This window comes from Caulobacter sp. 602-1 (genome assembly GCF_003931565.1).
Lineage (GTDB): Bacteria > Pseudomonadota > Alphaproteobacteria > Caulobacterales > Caulobacteraceae > Caulobacter.
Genome location: NZ_RRYI01000005.1, coordinates 119265 through 135699, shown reverse-complemented (window position 1 = coordinate 135699; position 16435 = coordinate 119265). Strand labels below are relative to the sequence as shown.

The following is a 16435-nucleotide window of genomic DNA, read 5'->3' as shown; positions in this document are numbered from 1 at the left end:
CTGCAGGTGTGGGGGTGGCGCTTTGGACATTGCTGACAATCTTGAATCGCTCCTGATCGTAGCAAGGTTCTTCTTCAGAGCGTAGCATCGGTCGAAACCACCCGGCGGCGGACACTTTCGGCTCGAGCGAATCGCCATTTTCCCACGCCGGTCTCCGCGCTGGACCGTCGATCGTCAGTATTGCGCGCGGATCTCAAGAGAGATCGTCCTTGGCCTCTGCGGCGTGCTCTGCGGCGACAGCTTCAAGGTGAATGGATTGCCATAGGCGAACGTATCGCCCGCGCCGTCGAAGAGATTGTCGACCGCCAGGCCCAGGCTCAGGCGTTCCGAGCGAAGCCGCGCGGCGACGCGGGTGGTGGCGTAGCCCCCCATGGACGGCGCGGTCGCCCCGTCGAAGCTCAGGCGCGAACGGCCGATATAGGCCGCCCGGACGTCAAGGCTCGCGCGCCACCCCTCGCCCACGGGTCGCTCATAGTTCGCCGCGAGCGAAACCGAGCCTTGCGGCACGCCCGCCAGCCCGAGGTCCTTGCGGCCGGGAAAGGCGGCGTTGACGGTTTCGAGTTCCGGATGGTTCAGCAGGAAGCTGGCGTCCAGCCGCAGCCCCTCGTGGACATAACTCCCCTCGAACTCCAGCCCGACGTTGCGGCCGTCGCCCAGGTTCGCCGTGTACGGCAGCCCCGAGGGCAAGAGCTGATCGCTCTGGATGTTCTTCCACGACGCCAGGAACGCGGCGGCCCGCAGGCGCAACCGGCCGTCCAGCCACACGCCCTTCGCCCCGGCCTCGTAGCTCCACAGCTCGTCGCCGTCGTATTGTCGCTGCGGTTCGCCGCCGGCGCTATCGAAGGTCTGGCTCGGGATCACCGCCGTGTTGAAGCCGCCCGAGCGATAGCCTTCGGCCGCCTGGACATAGATCAGCGTCGCGGCGCTCGGCGCGAACGACATCACCGCCTTGGGCGCGAAGCCGACATAGCTCCGTGCGTCGCGGAACGTGGCCTCGGCGCCCGTCGTTGTCATCGCCGCGCGACTGGACGCCTCCGACCGCGTCGCGAACAGTCGACCGCCCAACGTCAGGCTCCAGCCGCCGCCGAGATCGCCGATCGCCTCGCCGAAGAGCGCGCCCTCGCCCAGCACGTCACGGCGCTTTTCGCGGACCAGCGGCGCGGAAGGCCGATCGGCCAGGAGGATCAGGCCATCGCGTCCCTGTCGCGTACGGGCGAGGAAGGCGCCGACCTGCCATTGGATCCGCCCCTCCGGCCGCGACGCCAGCGACGCCTCGGCCACGACCGCGCCGACATGGTTGTCCTCGTCGAAGGCTATCGCCGCGCCGGCGGGAACCGCGACGGGCGGCGCGGCGCTGGCGTCGTAGCGGCTGGACAGATCATGCCGCACGGCGGCGAGGGTGAACTTCGCGTCCTGTCCGAAAAGAAGACCTTGGGCGCCGACATGAACCTCGACAAAATCGTTGTCGTGCGGCTCGGCGATCCGATTGCGGCGCGCATAGGCCCCACCCCCCCGATCGGCGTACTGCGTGTCTTCGGAATCGATCGCCTGAGCGGCCAGACCGGCCTCGGCGCTCCAGTCGGGGCCGAGCATCGTCCGCGCGGTCAGGCGGACGCCCGTGCGACGCGTGGCGTTCACATCGGCGCGCCCCTGGCCGAGATCGTCGACATAGCCCCCCTGGCGTTCGGCGTAGCCGACAAGCCGGACCGCGGCGCGGCCATGCAGCAGCGGCATGTTGATCATCGCCGACGCCAGCCCCCCCGCCTCGCCGCCGCGGGTGGTCGAAGCCGAGACGGAGGCCCAGGCGTCGAAGGCCCCGGGGTCCGGACGATGCGTCGTCAGATGCAGGACGCCCCCCAGCGAACCCGCGCCGTAGAGAGCGCCCTGGGGACCGCGAAGCACCTCGACCTGCCCGATATCGACCATCAGCAGATCGGGGTCGGGAGCGTTGTAGGTCAGCCGCACGTCATCGAGATAGATGCCGACCATCGACTGGGTCTGGCCGGTCAACGGTCCGTCGGACAGGCCGCGCAGGATGACCTTGTCCCGTCCGGGGCCCAGGTTGGTCACCGTCATGGAGGGAACGGTCAGCGCCAGATCGGTGGCGTCGCGCACGCCCCGGGCCGCCGCGGCGCGCGCGTCGAGGACGCTGACCGAATAGGCCAGACGGTCGGCGACCGCCAGTCGACGGGTGGCGACGATCACCAGTTCGGACAGCGGAAGCGGCGTCTCGGTCGACGCCTCGACCACCGCCGTGACGCGCGACCGTGTCGCTGTCGGCGCCGGCGGCAAGAGTACGACCCTGTAGGTCCTCGGCGCGATCCGGCGAGCATCGCACCCGGTGCCGCGCAACAGCGCTCTCAGCGCCGTGTCGGGAGACGCGCGTCCCGAAAAGCCCGGCGAGGGCCCGCATCCCTCGGCCGCGCTCAGATCGATCGAAACATGCGCTTGCAACGCGAACGCCGTGGCCGCCGCCCTGAAGGGCCCCGCGGGCGCCGAGAAGACCACCTTTTCGCCTGCGTGGGCGCATAGCGGCGGCGCGACGGTCAGGCCGATCGCCGACGCCATCCCTAGGCGGCGCCACGCGCGGTTACGCAAAGTCACGCCCCTCCAAGACGGTCAGGAGGTCACCTTAGGATGATTTCCCCGTTCGCGCGATCAATGCTCAAGCCTGCATAGGCGGCGATCGCCCGGATCGCGGTCTCCTGGTCGTCCAGGGCGATCACGCCGGAGAAGCGCCGGGTCGCCGCCCCTGGCGAGATACGCACCGGCGTCGCGAAACGACGATTGAGGTCGGCGACGATATCGCCCAGCGTCTCATTGTCGGCGATCAGCTGCCCCTGGGTCCAGGCGAACGCGCCATCGGGCTCCACGCGCCGCACCTCCGATCGCGCCGCGCCCTGATCGTGACGCAGTTCCTGACCCACGGTGAGACGGCTCGGCGGCCCTCCCCGTCCGTCCCGCTGGGCGACCTCGACGACGCCGCGGCGCACGGTGACCCGGACGCCGCCGACATCGTGGCGGATGTTGAATTCGGTGCCGACCACCCGCACGCGCTGGTCGCCCACCCCGATCACGAACGGCCGGGAGGGATCCTTCGCGACGTCGAAACTGGCCTGCGCCAGGCCCATTTCGACTCGGCGGGTTCGCCACCCCAGTCGAACGCTGAGCCGGGAGCCGCCGTCCAGCGTGATCCGGGTGCCGTCCGAAAGGTCGATCCGACGCATCTCGCCCGGCCTGGTCTCGTAGGTGACCTGCTCGCCCCGCGCGGATTGCCAGAGCGCCGGGCCGCCGACCAGGACCGCCAGCGAGGCGGCGATCGCGCCGCCGATCCAGACGCGCCGGGCCGGCCGCGCCGACCGTCTTGGAAACGCGATGACGTTCGGTCCCTCGGGCGCGAGCCCCGCCGCGATCTCGGCCTTCCTGAGATCGACATCGGCCATGATCAGTTCGGCGTCCTCGAAGGCGGCAAGCCGCGCTTCGGAGCCCTCGAGCCAGTCGGTCAGAGCCATCCAGTCCTCGGCCGTCGCCGCGTCGGACTGGACGCGGAGCAGCCACGCGACGGCTTCGTCGCGCAGCGCCTCCTTCGTCTCTCGATCCTGACCGTTCATAGGACTTCGCCGTGTCTTGGAAGGCCGTCAGCCTTCCCGTTCGCCCCAAAGACGCCATAAAGCGGCCGGCGCCTCAAAGAAATCTCGCGCGTCGATCTCATGGCCATCGCCCGACCTTGGCGACGATCAGCTTGAGACTGGCCATCATGTATTTCTCGATGCTGGACCGCGAGACCCCCATCGCCGCCGCGGTCTCGGCATGGCTCAAGCCCTCCAGCTTGTGCAGGCGGAACGCCTCCCGCGCGGCCGGCGGCATCGCCTCGACCGCCTCCAGGACCCGGGAAAGCTGCTGCTTGGCGGCGGTGGCCTGGTCCGCGGGAACCTCGTCAACGACCTGGTCGCCGCCGATGTCCGACACATGCGCTCCGCGCCATTGGGCGTCGCGCGCCTCGGCCCTTCGCCGGACCTTGATCCGATCCAGCATCAGGTTCGTCCCCAGGCGGTAGAGATAGGCCACGGGGTTGTCGATGGTCTCGGCGCGCCGATCGACGATCTTGAGATAGATGTCCTGCACCAGATCCTCGGCGGCCTCGTCCGACCGCAGACGCACGCGGAAATACCGCAGCAGGCTCTCGCGCCGCTCCAGATAGGCGGAAAGCAGGGGATGGACGTCTGTGTCGTCCAAGGCGCGGTCGCGCTCCTCGAGGGGTCAGCGCAGAATCCGCGCCTGCGACAATCTTTCCGAACCGCGGACGCCGCGCAACCGTCGAAAGCTTTGAGGCGCCCCTCGAAGGACGTCGTCCTTGCCGGTCGAAGCGCTCGATCATGCGCCGGACAGGAGATCCCCTTGCTGGAAGTGATGATGATGAACGACGGCGCCCGCGTCGGCAGCCTGTGCTTCGACGCCGACCGCGTGCGCCGGTTCACGTCCGTCGAGCCGCGGATCATCTCGATCCACAACCATTTCCGTCCCGAGCGTCTGCGGGTGGAAGCCTATATCGAGGCGACCTACGCCGAGGCGTTCGGCAGCCGGATCCGATCCCACTATCCGACCCTGATGAGCGTGCAGGACGCCGCGGGCCGGATCCACGCCGCCGTCGGCTTTCGGCTCGCGAGCGAGGCGCCGTTGTTCCTCGAACGCTATCTGGACGAGCCGATCGAGACGGCCCTTCGCGCGGCGACCGGCGCGGCCGCCCGTCGCGACGAAGTGGCCGAGATCGGCAGCCTGGCGTCCCAGAGCGCCGGTGCGTCCCTGTTCCTCTTCATGGCCCTGGCGCGCCATCTGCACCACGCGGGATGCGAGCACGCCGTGGCCACCGCGACGCGACAGCTGCGCCGGACCTTCAGTCGCGTCGGCTTTCCAACCCGGCGGCTGACGCCGGCTGACCCCGCGCGACTGGGCCCGGAGGTCAAGGACTGGGGCGGCTACTACGAACGCGATCCGGAGGTGTTGGCCGGCGCCATCGCCCCCACACTCGAACCGCTCGCTCAACTGCTGATGACCCAGCCGCCGCCGATCCAAGGCGCCTGCTCCCGTTTGCATCCCCGCCTGGGAGATCGTCCATGAGCCTCGTCCTCGCCGCCATCGCTCAGCGCGCGCGTCTCGGTGACGGCGCCATCGCGCTCAGCGACCAGACCAGCGCCTTCAGCTACGGCGCGCTCGAGACCGCCATCGCCGCCGCGGCGCGGGATCTCTTCCTTTGGGCTCCGCTCGTCAGGCCAGGCTCGCCGATCGCCGTACGCCTGCCGAACGGGGCGGCCTGGGTCATTCTGGACCTCGCCCTGGCCCGCCTGGGCTGGGCCAGTCTTCCGCTGCCGGGCTTCTTCACCGACGCCCAGCGCCAGCACGCCATGGCCGACGCGGGCGCCAGCCTGCTGGTCGAGCTTTCCGACGCCGCCAATGGCGACCTGAGCATCGCCGGGTCGCCGCTGCGCGTGACGCCGCTGTCCCTGCCGGACCGGCGACTGCCCGCCGGAACCGCCAAGATCACCTACACATCCGGTTCCACCGGCCAGCCGAAGGGCGTCTGCCTGTCGCGCCAGCACATGGAGGCGGTCGCCAGCTCCCTGGTTCAGGCCATCGGCGCGAACTATGCCGGCCTGCACCTGCCTCTGCTGCCGCTGTCGATCCTGCTGGAGAACGTGGCCGGTCTCTACACCACCCTGCTGGCCGGCGGCCGCTATCACATATTGCCGCCCGACCAACTGGGCTTGGCCGACCCCTTCCGTCCGGACCTGCCCAAGCTGGCCGGCGCGATCGCCGAACAGCGGGCCAACAGCCTGATCCTCGTGCCCGAACTGCTGCGCGCCCTGATGATGGTCATGACCTTCACCGGCGTACGCCTGCCCGACCTGACCCTGGTCGCCGTCGGCGGCGCCAAGGTCGCGCCGTCGCTGCTGGCCCGGGCCGATGAGCTGGGTCTGCCGGTCTACGAGGGCTACGGCCTCAGCGAATGCGCCTCCGTCGTCGCGCTCAATACGCCGTCGGCGCGCAAGGCGGGAACGGTCGGACGCCCCCTGCCCCACCTGGGCGTCGCCATCCGCGAGGGCGAGATCGTCGTCGAGAACTCCGGCTTCCTCGGTTACGCGGGCGGCTCTACGCACGACGGCCCGGTTTTCACGGGCGATCTCGGCGAGATCGACGAGGACGGCTTCCTGCGCATTTCCGGCCGACGCCTGAACACGATCATCACCAGCCACGGCCGCAACGTCGCGCCCGAATGGGTCGAGAGCGAGCTGACCGCCCAGCCCGAGATCCGCCAGGCCGTGGTGCTGGGCGAGGCCCAGGCCGAGCTCTCGGCGCTGATCGTGCCCCTCATCCCAGGCATGGACGAAGCGGCGATCGCGGGCGCCGTCGCCCGCGCCAACGCCAACCTTCCGCCCTACGCCCGGATCGGCCGCTGGCTCGCACGCGACGCCTTCGACCCCGCCGCTGGCGAATTGACCAACAACGGACGTCCTCGACGCGCGGTGCTCGGCGCCCGCTACCGGGACTTCATGGAAGCTTCCACGACAGGAGATCTCGCGTGAATTTCTATCAACGCCTCGTGACCGAAACGGTCGACGGACAGATGGAGCTCGCCTCGACGCCGCAGATTCAGGACGGCCTGACGGGCCGCATCTCGCGCGAGACCTACATCGCCTACCTGACCGAGGCCTATCATCACGTGAAGCACACCGTGCCGCTGATGCGCGAGGCCCGCGCCGGCATGGACGAGGCTCACCGACGCTTCGTGGAGGCCCTGGACGAATATATCGCCGAAGAGACCGGCCACGAACACTGGATCCTCAGCGACATCAAGAACTGCGGCGGCGATCCGGAAGCCGTTCGCGCCGGCGCGCCACGTCCGGCGACGCTGGCGATGACCGACTACGCCTACGACTATATCCGCAACGCCAACCCGATGGGCTTCTTTGGCATGGTCTTCGTGCTGGAAGGCACCAGCGTTCGGCTCGCGACGCAGGGCGCCGAGGCGGTCGCCAAGAACCTTGGCCTGGGTCCGGAGTGCTTCAGCTACCTCACCTCACACGGAGCGCTGGACATCGAGCACCTGAGCTTCTTCGAGACGCTGATGAACCAGGTCGACGATCCCGCCGACCAGGCCGCGATCATCGAGGTCGCCAAGGCGATCTTCCAGCGCTTCGCCGCGGTGTTCCGCTCGATCCCGCACGTCCGGGAAACGGCCCATGCTTGAGAACAAGACCGTTCTCGTCACCGGGGCCTCGGGCGGCCTCGGCGCCTTGGTGGCCCGGCAACTGGTCGACGAAGGCGCGCGTGTCACGGCGCTCGGACGAAACCGCCCGGACGCCGACGTGGACTTTCTGCCCCATGACCTTTCGACGCCCGCCAGCATTGAAGCGGCCGCCAAGGACGTTGGCCAGCGCCGTTGGGACATCCTCGTGAACCTCGCCGGCGTCCAGCATTTCGGCCCGGTCGAGACGGAGGATTCTGAGAGCCTGGTGGCCGGCTACATGGTCAACCTGGTTGCGCCCGTCCGGCTGACTCAGGCCGTGCTGCCCGGCATGAAGGCGCGCGGGGCGGGGCAGATCGTCAACATCGGCTCGATCTTCGGCTCGATCAACTTCGCCCACTTCGCCAGCTATTCCAGCGCCAAGGCCGGACTGCGCGGGTTCAGCCAGGCCCTTCGGCGCGAGGTGGCTGGGACGGGCGTGGATGTGACCTACATCGCGCCCCGCGCGGTGCGGACGGCGATGGTGTCGGATCGGGTGCTGGAGTTCGCCAAGCTCACCCAGATGCAGATCGACCGGCCCGACGCCACGGCCAGACGGATCGTCTCGGCCATCCGGGCGCGACGCCGCGACGTGTATCTGGGCTTCCCCGAAGCCTTCTTCGTTCGCCTGAACGCCCTGCTGCCCGGTCTCGTCGACCGCGCCCTCTCCGCCAACGACCGCAAGGCCGCGCAGCTGTTCGCGCGCTGATCACTCCAGGACATCGCCATGATTCAGAAATCCCTCGTCGCCTTCGGCCTGGCCCTCTCGCTGGCGGCCGGCGCCGCCCGGGCCGATGCGCTCGACCCCCGCCTGGACGGCCTCGCCCGCGCCTGGGCCCACGCCAACTATGAGATCGCCGACAAGGGCGCCCAGGGCGCGGCCGCCGCGCAGGTGGCCGCCGACGCCGACGCCCTGGCCAAGCAGATCCCCGGCCGCGCCGAGCCCCTCGTCTGGGAAGCCATCGCCAAGGCCACCCAGGCCGGCGCCAAGGGCGGGCTCGGCGGACTGGCCCTTGCCAAGGAGTCGAGGTCCCTTCTGGAACGCGCCGAGAAGATCAATCCCAACGCGCTGGGGGACGGCTCCGTTTACACCAGCCTGGGCTCGCTCTACGCCCAGGTGCCGGGCTTCCCGATCGGCTTCGGCGATCCCGCCAAGGCGCGGAGCTATCTGCAGAAGGCCCTCGCGGCCAATCCCAACGGCGTGGACTCCAACTTCTTCTACGGCGATTTCCTGATGCGCCAGAACGACTATGCCGGCGCCAGCAAGGCGCTGCAGAAGGCGCTGGCCGCGCCGCCGCGTCCGGGCCGGGAGATCGCCGACAAGGGCCGCAAGGCCCAGGCGTCGGCCCTTCTCAGCCAGGCCCAGGCCAAGCTGCGCTAGATAGCGTGGGCGTGGCGATCAGATCGCCGCGCCCACGAAGCGCCCTATGACGGCCGTCACGGCCATCGCCACCGCGCCCCACAGCGTGACACGAACGACGCCCCGCCAAGGCGACGCATCGCCGGCCTTGGCGCCGACATAGCCGAGGATCGCCAGGCCGCAGAGCGAGGCGATCGTCACCGCGCCGCTCAGCATCGCGCGCGGCGCCGCCACCGCGACCACGAGGGGCAAAACCGCCCCGGCGGCGAAACTGGCGGCGGACGAGAACGCCGCCTGGACCGGCCGGGCGCCGGTCAAGTCCGAAAGGCCCAGCTCGTCGCGGGCGTGCGCCGCGAGCGCGTCCTTGGCCATCAGCTGCGTCGCGACCAGGCGCGCGGTTTCCGGTTCGACGCCGCGGCTGATATAGATCTGGGCCAGTTCCTCGTGCTCGGCTTCGGGCAGATCACGGAGTTCGGCGACCTCACGGGCCAGCTCCGCCTTTTCCGTATCGGCCTGCGAGCTCACCGACACATATTCGCCCGCGGCCATCGACATCGCGCCGGCCACAACAGCGGCGACGCCCGCGACGACCACCTCCCCCGGAGACTTCGCGGCCGACGCCACGCCGACAATCAGGCTCGCGGTGGACACCAGACCGTCGTTGGCGCCAAGCACGGCGGCGCGCAGCCAGCCGATCCGCGACACGCGGTGACGCTCAACATGGCGATAGACAGCGCGCATTCTAGGCCTCCTGGCCGAGTCCCCCCGGACGTCGACTCGCCGGATGGACGAGCTTGGCCCCGACATTCACCGACTCCATGACGAAGATCAAAGCCCGCTCGCATCGCACGGCCCGCCTCCTGAAAGCGCTGTGCGTTTTTCATCCGCGCCGGGAGACTTCGCTTCAACGACGGCGGATGGGATTGGCGCGGGGGTGGTCCTCGGCTCTGAGATGATCGCGCGATCCGGAACCCCCGAGATCGCAATCATTTCCCCGCTTCGGGGCTGTCCGTGCTACGAGCTCCCCGAGGCGCGAAGTCACGCCATTCGGACAGGTTCCTCCGCGAACGGTCCAAGGTCCCGAAGCCGGGGACGCCCACCACACCACCAGCAAATTGCCGGGCGGCCCAAGGGTTCGGACCGACGCTCTCCGCGGTTTTCCGCCTCCGCCAGAATTGGAATGTCGACGTGGTCAGCCGAAAGCTTCTGATGGCGCTGTGCGCGATGGCCTATGTCGGCGCCGTAGGCTTTTCCGTCACGGACCTCCTGCGCGACCCGCCCTTGAAGTCCTACGCCATCGCCCTCGGGGGGGATTGGACGCGGTGCGTCGAAGTGCGCGCCACCAGCGAGCGCCTGGCCCGTCTTGAAGCGCTCAAGGGTCCGTCCCCCGTGAAGGCGGAAGGCCGCTGCACCACCCTCCCCGCCATCAAGGCCGTGGACCAACGCCTGATCTGGGAGCGCGGCTTCAACGCCCTGCTCGTCGTCTCGACGATCCTGGCGGCGCTGTGGAGCGTCGAATTCGCTACGCGCGCCTGGCGTCAAAGCGCCGCGCCGTCGACCTGAGGCCCGATGGCGACAGGCCCGGCGGCGGTCCCTAGGCCACCACGACCTCGGCATGGGAAAAGGCGTCCTGGAACGCCGGGCTCAGCGCGGCGTCCGTGACCAGGATGTCGACATCCTTCAACGAGGCGGTGTGGACCAGGCCGATGCGGCCGAACTTGCCCTCATCCACCGCCAGCAGCACGCGGCTGGCCGTCGAATAGGCGATGCGGCTCATGATCGCCTCGCTGGGCGAGTGGTCCATCAGGCCATGCTCCAGACTGACCGCGCCGACGGTCAGCACCGACAGGCTGGGCCGGAAGCCCGCCAGGAAGTCCTGGGCGTAACGATCGGAGAACGACTGGTAGGCCGCGTTCAGCTCGCCGCCGGCCAGGAACAGGGTGTGGCCGCGATCCTTGCGCACCGCCTGGGCCACGGCCAGGGAATTGGTGATGATCTTCAGCTGGCGATGCTCGCCCAGGGCCTTGGCCACGAAGCAGGACGTCGAGCCGCTGTCGAGGAACAGGGTGTCGCCGTCCGAGATGAACTTGACGACCGCCTCGGCGATGCGGGTCTTGCCGGCGACGTTCTTCTGCATGCGCAGATCGAACGGGCCTTCGATCTCCTGCGGCGGCAGGCGGACGGCGCCGTGCAGGCGCACGATCGTCCCGGCCTCCTCCATCACCCGCAGCTCGCGCCGGATCGTCTCTTCCGAGACCGACAGCGCCTTGGCGATGTCGGTGATGGCGCGCGTCTGGTTCGGCTCCAGCAGATTCAGGATATCGCGCTGACGATCGTAGCGTTTGAGCATTCTCTGTCCGTCTCCGCGGGCCGCGCGACACTATGCCGTGAGTCCCGATAGATGAAGTGCGCCCCCGGCCGGCGGGGATTGGGGAGACCGGCCGGGGACGCGCGCGTCCTAGAAGGCGACGCGCAACTGGATCCGCGCGTAGCGCGGGGTCTGGTAATCGACCGGCTTGCGGAAGTTGGTGTCCGCCGCGCCGCTGCCGCCCACGTCGCCGAACTCGTGATAGGCGGTCACCGCGTGCGAGTTGAACAGGTTGAAGACGTCCAGCCGCAGCGAGGCGTCGAACCGGTCGCCCGGCGTCGGCAAGGTCACCACCGCCGAGGCGTTGAACTGGGTCACCCAGTCGCCCTCGAAGGCCGAGCCGCGCTCGACCACCTTGCCCTGGCAGTAGAAGCCGTAGCCCTGATAGCCATAGGCGGTGGCGTCGACGGCCTTGGGCACGATGCCGATGCAGCTGTACTTGCGCGGCGACTGGACCAGGCCGTTGCCGCCCAGGGTCAGCCAGTCGTTGACCTTGTAGCTGCCATAGGCCTTGAACGTGTGGCGGCGATGGTTGGGCAGGTAGCCGTCGGCGCCGTTCAGGAAGCCCGGCGAGTCGAAGTCGGCCGTGGTGTTGATCGCCAGCTGGCCGTTCTCCGAGCGCACGCCGCCCTCGTAGTTCCCCTTCAGGCTGGCCCAGGTGTACGAGCCCGACACCGACCACTGGCCGTCGTAAGCCCGGTCGAAGGTGAAGGTCATGGCGTTGTAGTCGCGCTTGGGCTTGGGATAGGTCAGGTCCGCCGCCGACAGGGTGACGACCGGCTTTGAGCCGTCGGGCAGGCTGTTGAGGCGGATCTTCACGTCCTCGCCCGGGTTGACGATCACCCACTGGCGACCGCCGCCGAAGCTCGACTGGCACTGGGCGGCGCTGAAGCCGGCTTTCACGCAATAGGCGCGCGCGCCGGTGTCGATGGCCACGTCCTCGACGATGTTGTTCAGCTCGCGATGGGTGAAATAGGCGCCTACCTTGATCAGGTCGCCGACCCGGCGCTCATAGCCCAGCACGAACTCGTCGGCCGACTGGGGCTTGAGGTTATGGGCGATCGACTCGGCGGTGTCGGCCACTAGGCCCGAGGCCGAGACCAGGCAGTTCGACACGCCCGTATCCGGGCAGGCCGAGACGCCGTTAGCCGTGGTGATCGCCGCGCCGATGGACGGGTCGCCATTGGCGCCGACGCCGTTGAGCAGATTGTAGCGGGTGTAGGTGACCAGCGAGCCGGCGAACTTCAGCGACAGGTCGCTGGGCAGCGGCAGGTAGTAGCGGCCGAAGAAACCGTACAGCTTTGACTTGCCGTCGCCGAAGGGATCGCCGGAGACCGACAGGCGCGGCGCCCACTGGTCGCCCGGATCGTAGAAGCTCTTGTTCTCGGCGTTACGGTTGTCGAAGCGGTCGTTGCGGACGCCCGCCTCGACCTGCAGGCGGTCGTTGAACAGCGACCATTGATCCTGGGCGTAGAAGGCCTGGTTGACGGTGCCGAAGCTGCCGCTGTTGCGATAGACGCGGGTCGTCACGTACTCGACGCCGGCGGGCAGATTGCTCTGGTCCGAACCGTTCGAGCGGTACAGCTTGAAGGCCCCCCGTCCGATCGTCTCGAAGAACTGGGTCGCCGTATTCTTTTCGTGGTCGTAGCCGATGCGCAGGTGGTGGGCGCCGAACAGGTCGAAGTTGAAGTCGGCGTCGGCGCGATAGAACGTGCGCTTGTCGTCATTGAACGACTGGGCGTCGGTGACCTTGTTCAGGCCGATATTCACCCCGGCGGTGTTGGTCCGGTAGTCGACGACCTGCTCGTGGGTCGTATCCAGCGGCAGTTGGCCGTCGCGGAACTTGTTGACGCCATAGGCCGCCGACAGGGTGAACCAGGGCGTGAAGGTGCCGGTGTAGCGGCCGATATAGTTCTCGCCGCCCGAGCGCTGATTGGTGCCGCCCGTCTCCGCGCCGACCGTCTTGGTCGTCGGATCGTAGTTCAGGCTGCGGTTACGCACGTCCTTGGTGGTGTCGAAATAGGTGAACTCCAGGTGCTGCTTGGAGGTCAGCCAGCCGTCCAGCTTGCCGCCCCAGAACGGCGCGTCGTCGCTGACCCGGGTGGCGTTGGCGCCGGTAGCCTGGGGCGTGAAACTCTTCAGCTTGCGCTGGTTGTAGAGGCCGTAGAAGAACAGGCGATCCTTGATGATCGGCCCGCCCAGCTCGGCCACCCACTCCTCGCGGCTGGACGTGGAGTCCTGGAAATTGTTGCGGAAGGTGTTAGGCGCGCTGTCGCGCAGGTCGCCTGGCTCCCAGGTCGCCGTCACGCCGCCGTGGAAGACGTTGGTGCCCGACTTGGTGACGGCGTTGACGAAGCCGCCGGTCGAGCGGCCGAACTCGGCCGGATAGCCGCCGGTCTTCACTTCCACCGACTTGTAGAAGTCGAACGGCACTTCCACGGGCAACAGGCCCATGCGGAAGTTGGTGATGTTCAGGCCGTTCACGAAGAAGGCGTTCTCGATGAAGCTGGCGCCCGAGATCGAGATCTGGTTGGCGAAGCTGCCGTTGGCCGAGGACGAGCCCTGCACGACGCCCGGCGACATCAAGGCGATGTCGCGCAGCGAGCGGCCGACCGGCACGCGCTCGACCAGTTCGCCGATCTCGATCGCCGCGCCGGTGGTGGTGATCTCGAAGTCCGGCGTGCGCATGCGCCCGGCCTTGACCACGATGGCCTCGACCGAGCCGACGGGCGCCAGGGTGAAGAGGTTGGACGCCCCCGCGCGGCTGATCAGCACGCCGCTTTCCGTGTAGGCGTCATAGCCGTCGGCGGACACCGACACCGCATAGCCCCCCGGGGCCAGCTGCGGGATGACATAGGCGCCGCTGGCGTTGGTGGTCGCCGCACGCTTCACGCCCAGGCTTTCCGAGGTCAGTTGCACCACCGCTCCGGCGATCGGCTTGCCTTCGGCCGACTGCACGCGGCCCGAAGCCTGGACGTTGGTGTAGTCCTCGGCGAAGGCCGGCGCCGTCATCAGCGCGACCGCCGTAATGCTCGTGCTGACCAGGGCCAGCGCCCGCAGCGCCATGACGCCGCTCAGGCGCCGCCCGGCTCGAGTGTGTTGCCTCACGACCGACTCTCCCAAAGAGAAATTTGTGCCCGACGAGCGTTGCGACCGTCCTGCCGGCCGCCGCCCCCTCGCCACGGTCTCCCTTAGGCGCGATTTGTGGATGTGATGTGACATTTGTTGATTTCATGTTCATGTCACGCGAGATTGGCTTGCGATTTGCGAGCACCTTGGCCACAAACCTCTCAAATCCCCACACGGAAGGCCTCGCCGGCAGTCAGATCGCCGCCAGCGCGCGGACCTTCATCGGGATGTGTCAGACGTCCGCCAAACAGGGGCGTCTTCAGCCAAGAGGCTTGTCGTGACCAAGACTTCCCTGCCGATCGCCCTGCTGTGCGCAACGATCCTCGGCGGATGCGCCAGCGCCGCCCTGGCCGCGCCGGCGAACCCGACGACACCCTATTTCGCCGACATCGACGTGCGCCGCGACGCGCGGACGGACGACAGGACGATCGCCGGCGTCGTATTCGATGACGTCAACCGCAACGGCCGCCTGGACGCGAGTGAACGCGGCGTGGCCGGGGTGAAGGTCTCCAACAGCCGCGAGGTCGTGCTGACCGACAAGGCGGGCCGCTACGTTCTCCCGGTCCGCCCGGACATGGCGGTGTTCGTGATCCAGCCCAGCGGCTGGCGCGTGCCCACCGACACGCGCTGGGTTCCCCGGTTCGCCTATCAGCACAAGCCGGCCGGCACGCCCAAGGCCCTGCGCTATGGCGGCCTGCCGCCGACCGGCCCCCTGCCCTCGGCGATCAACTTTCCGATCATTCCCACAGAATCCGGTCAGACCTTCGACTGCGCGGTGCTGGGCGACGTCCAGCCGGCGTCCAATATCGAGGTCGGCTATGTCCGCGACTCCCTGGTCCGCGAACTGGTCAACGCGCCCAAGAAGCCGGCCTGCCTGCTGGCCCTGGGCGACATCGTCAGCGACGACCTGCACCTGATTCCGCGCACGGCCGAGGTGATGGGCGCGATCGGCGTCCCGCAATGGTGGGTGCAGGGCAATCACGACTACGACCACGACGCCGACCACGACATCGACAGCTCCGACACGTGGCGGCGGCTGTATGGCCCCAACAACTACGCGTTCGAGATGGGCCAGGCGGTGTTCATCGTGCTGGACAACGTCTCGTTCCCCTGCGGCGAGGATCCCCGCGAGGCGCGCGAGCGGCCGTTCTGCAAGCAGTACTGGAAGACCTATGCCGGCCGCCTGCTGCCGGACCAGATGACCTTCATCGAGAACGTGCTGAAGACCACCGATCCGAAGAAGCTGGTCGTGTTCGCCGCCCACATCCCGTTCGTCGGCTTCGACAACAGCGAGTCACAGCCCCACCAGACGGCCAATCTTGACGAGCTCTACGCCCTGGTGAAGGGGCGACCGGCCCTGTCCCTGACCGGCCATAGCCACACGCTGGAGAACATGGCGCCCGGCGACTCGATGGCCGGCTGGAAGGAAAACGTCGGCGTCTCGACCATCCCGTTCCGCCACCTGGTGGCCGGCGCCGTCGCCGGCGACTGGTGGGGCGGCGACTACGACATCGACGGCGCGCCGATGAGCATCCAGGGCGACGGCTCGCCGCGCGGCTATGTCGACTTCGTGGTCAAAGGGACGACCTACACGCTCGACTACCGCGCCAGCGGCCTGCCGCGCGACCGGGCCATGTGGCTGTCGGTCAGCACTCCGGCCTTCCGCGACTGGGCCGACAAGATCTTCGCCTGGCGCGACGCGCCGGAGGACAAGCGCGACCCCGTGCCGCCGCTCAGTGTCCAGGACCTGCCGGACGTCAAGCTGCTGACCCCGACCGACTTGGCTGGCCAGAGCTGGCTGACCGCCGACGTGTGGATGGGCGACTCCACGACCAAGGTCCTGGTCGCCATCGACGGCGGCGCGCCCCGGCCGATGACCCGCACCCAGGAGATGAAGGGCGAAACCGTCCACAGCGGCGCGACCTGGTCGGATCCGTTCGCCCTGCAGCGCCAGCTGACCATGGCCCGCGCGGCGATCCAGAGCCGCTCGGGCGATCCCGAGACTCAAGGCTACGTCCAAGGCCGCCAGAAGCGCCTGCCCCCGATGCCGCCCCAGCCGCGCGGCTCGCGCGCCGACCACTCTCCGCACATCTGGCGCTACGACCTGCCCAGGGACATGGCCGAAGGGATGCACACGGCGGTCGTCACGGTCACCCGTGACCAGGGCGCGCCGTCCCGCGACACCCTGGTGTTCGAGGTTCGGCCGACCCGTCCGAAGCCGACCTTCGACTTCGAGCACTGGGACAGGTTCAAGAACCAGTAGCGCGTCGGCGGCGTCCGCCGCCGACGTGATACC

General features: G+C 68.6%; 13 protein-coding genes. 7 read left to right on the top strand and 6 right to left on the bottom strand.

Translation table 11 applies throughout. From position 1 onward, the window contains the following. Window positions 1-174: 174 nt before the first annotated feature. From EIK80_RS16010 to EIK80_RS16000, 3 genes are all read right to left on the bottom strand, one after another. On the bottom strand, window positions 175-2568 hold the full coding sequence (locus tag EIK80_RS16010) for a TonB-dependent receptor domain-containing protein (protein WP_233586709.1): 2394 nt from the start codon (window positions 2566-2568) through the stop codon (window positions 175-177). A gap of 59 nt (window positions 2569-2627) precedes the next feature. Beyond that, window positions 2628-3611, bottom strand: coding sequence for a FecR domain-containing protein (locus tag EIK80_RS16005; RefSeq protein WP_125158019.1), 984 nt, complete (start codon window positions 3609-3611; stop codon window positions 2628-2630). A 97-nt stretch (window positions 3612-3708) separates the two neighbouring features. Next, complete coding sequence (locus EIK80_RS16000) at window positions 3709-4236, bottom strand: RNA polymerase sigma factor (RefSeq protein ID WP_125158018.1); 528 nt, start codon at window positions 4234-4236, stop codon at window positions 3709-3711. A gap of 171 nt (window positions 4237-4407) precedes the next feature. On the opposite strand from EIK80_RS16000, the gene EIK80_RS15995 reads away from it, so the two are divergent. The 5 genes from EIK80_RS15995 to EIK80_RS15975 are packed head-to-tail and all read left to right on the top strand — an operon-like array spanning window position 4408 to window position 8663. Continuing rightward, window positions 4408-5118, top strand: coding sequence for a thermostable hemolysin (locus EIK80_RS15995; RefSeq protein WP_233586786.1), 711 nt, complete (start codon window positions 4408-4410; stop codon window positions 5116-5118). Further along, a complete protein-coding gene (locus EIK80_RS15990) occupies window positions 5115-6581 on the top strand; it encodes an AMP-binding protein (RefSeq protein ID WP_125158016.1) in 1467 nt (488 codons plus the stop codon). Before EIK80_RS15995 ends, EIK80_RS15990 begins: the two co-directional genes overlap by 4 nt. Then, on the top strand, window positions 6578-7246 hold the full coding sequence (locus EIK80_RS15985; protein ID WP_233586708.1) for a TenA family transcriptional regulator: 669 nt from the start codon (window positions 6578-6580) through the stop codon (window positions 7244-7246). The genes EIK80_RS15990 and EIK80_RS15985 overlap by 4 nt, the downstream gene beginning before the upstream one ends. After that, window positions 7239-7991 carry an SDR family NAD(P)-dependent oxidoreductase gene (locus EIK80_RS15980; protein WP_125158015.1) on the top strand — a complete coding sequence of 251 codons (753 nt, stop codon included), beginning with the start codon at window positions 7239-7241 and terminating at the stop codon, window positions 7989-7991. Before EIK80_RS15985 ends, EIK80_RS15980 begins: the two co-directional genes overlap by 8 nt. Window positions 7992-8009: 18 nt before the next feature. Next, complete coding sequence (locus EIK80_RS15975; RefSeq protein ID WP_199743506.1) at window positions 8010-8663, top strand: lipopolysaccharide assembly protein LapB; 654 nt, start codon at window positions 8010-8012, stop codon at window positions 8661-8663. Window positions 8664-8681: 18 nt separating this feature from the next. Here the strand turns inward: EIK80_RS15975 and EIK80_RS15970 are convergent, their stop codons facing one another. Then, window positions 8682-9383, bottom strand: a complete 702-nt coding sequence (locus EIK80_RS15970) for a VIT family protein (protein WP_125158014.1) — start codon at window positions 9381-9383, stop codon at window positions 8682-8684. 447 nt (window positions 9384-9830) lie between these two features. Between EIK80_RS15970 and EIK80_RS15965 the strand changes: the two genes are divergently transcribed. Continuing rightward, window positions 9831-10205 (top strand): hypothetical protein, encoded by a 375-nt coding sequence (locus EIK80_RS15965; RefSeq protein WP_125158013.1) that lies wholly within the window; start codon window positions 9831-9833, stop codon window positions 10203-10205. Between the two features lie 31 nt (window positions 10206-10236). Here the strand turns inward: EIK80_RS15965 and EIK80_RS15960 are convergent, their stop codons facing one another. Both EIK80_RS15960 and EIK80_RS15955 read right to left on the bottom strand, forming a co-directional pair. Further along, window positions 10237-10992: a DeoR/GlpR family DNA-binding transcription regulator gene (locus tag EIK80_RS15960; RefSeq protein ID WP_125158012.1), complete on the bottom strand. Its 756-nt coding sequence runs from the start codon at window positions 10990-10992 to the stop codon at window positions 10237-10239. 108 nt (window positions 10993-11100) lie between these two features. Beyond that, window positions 11101-14118: a carboxypeptidase regulatory-like domain-containing protein gene (locus EIK80_RS15955; RefSeq protein WP_233586707.1), complete on the bottom strand. Its 3018-nt coding sequence runs from the start codon at window positions 14116-14118 to the stop codon at window positions 11101-11103. A gap of 298 nt (window positions 14119-14416) precedes the next feature. On the opposite strand from EIK80_RS15955, the gene EIK80_RS15950 reads away from it, so the two are divergent. Continuing rightward, window positions 14417-16402 (top strand): calcineurin-like phosphoesterase C-terminal domain-containing protein, encoded by a 1986-nt coding sequence (locus EIK80_RS15950; RefSeq protein ID WP_125158011.1) that lies wholly within the window; start codon window positions 14417-14419, stop codon window positions 16400-16402. The last annotated feature ends 33 nt before the right edge of the window (window positions 16403-16435 follow it).

Excerpts from the sequence above, each read along its gene's own strand:
- EIK80_RS15975 (WP_199743506.1), top strand. The coding sequence starts at position 8,010 with ATGATTCAGAAATCCCTCGTCGCCTTCGGCCTGGCCCTCTCGCTGGCG.
- EIK80_RS15970 (WP_125158014.1), bottom strand. The coding sequence starts at position 9,383 with ATGCGCGCTGTCTATCGCCATGTTGAGCGTCACCGCGTGTCGCGGATC.
- EIK80_RS15980 (WP_125158015.1), top strand. The coding sequence starts at position 7,239 with ATGCTTGAGAACAAGACCGTTCTCGTCACCGGGGCCTCGGGCGGCCTC.
- EIK80_RS15960 (WP_125158012.1), bottom strand. The coding sequence starts at position 10,992 with ATGCTCAAACGCTACGATCGTCAGCGCGATATCCTGAATCTGCTGGAG.
- EIK80_RS15990 (WP_125158016.1), top strand. The coding sequence starts at position 5,115 with ATGAGCCTCGTCCTCGCCGCCATCGCTCAGCGCGCGCGTCTCGGTGAC.
- EIK80_RS16005 (WP_125158019.1), bottom strand. The coding sequence starts at position 3,611 with ATGAACGGTCAGGATCGAGAGACGAAGGAGGCGCTGCGCGACGAAGCC.
- EIK80_RS16010 (WP_233586709.1), bottom strand. The coding sequence starts at position 2,568 with ATGGCGTCGGCGATCGGCCTGACCGTCGCGCCGCCGCTATGCGCCCAC.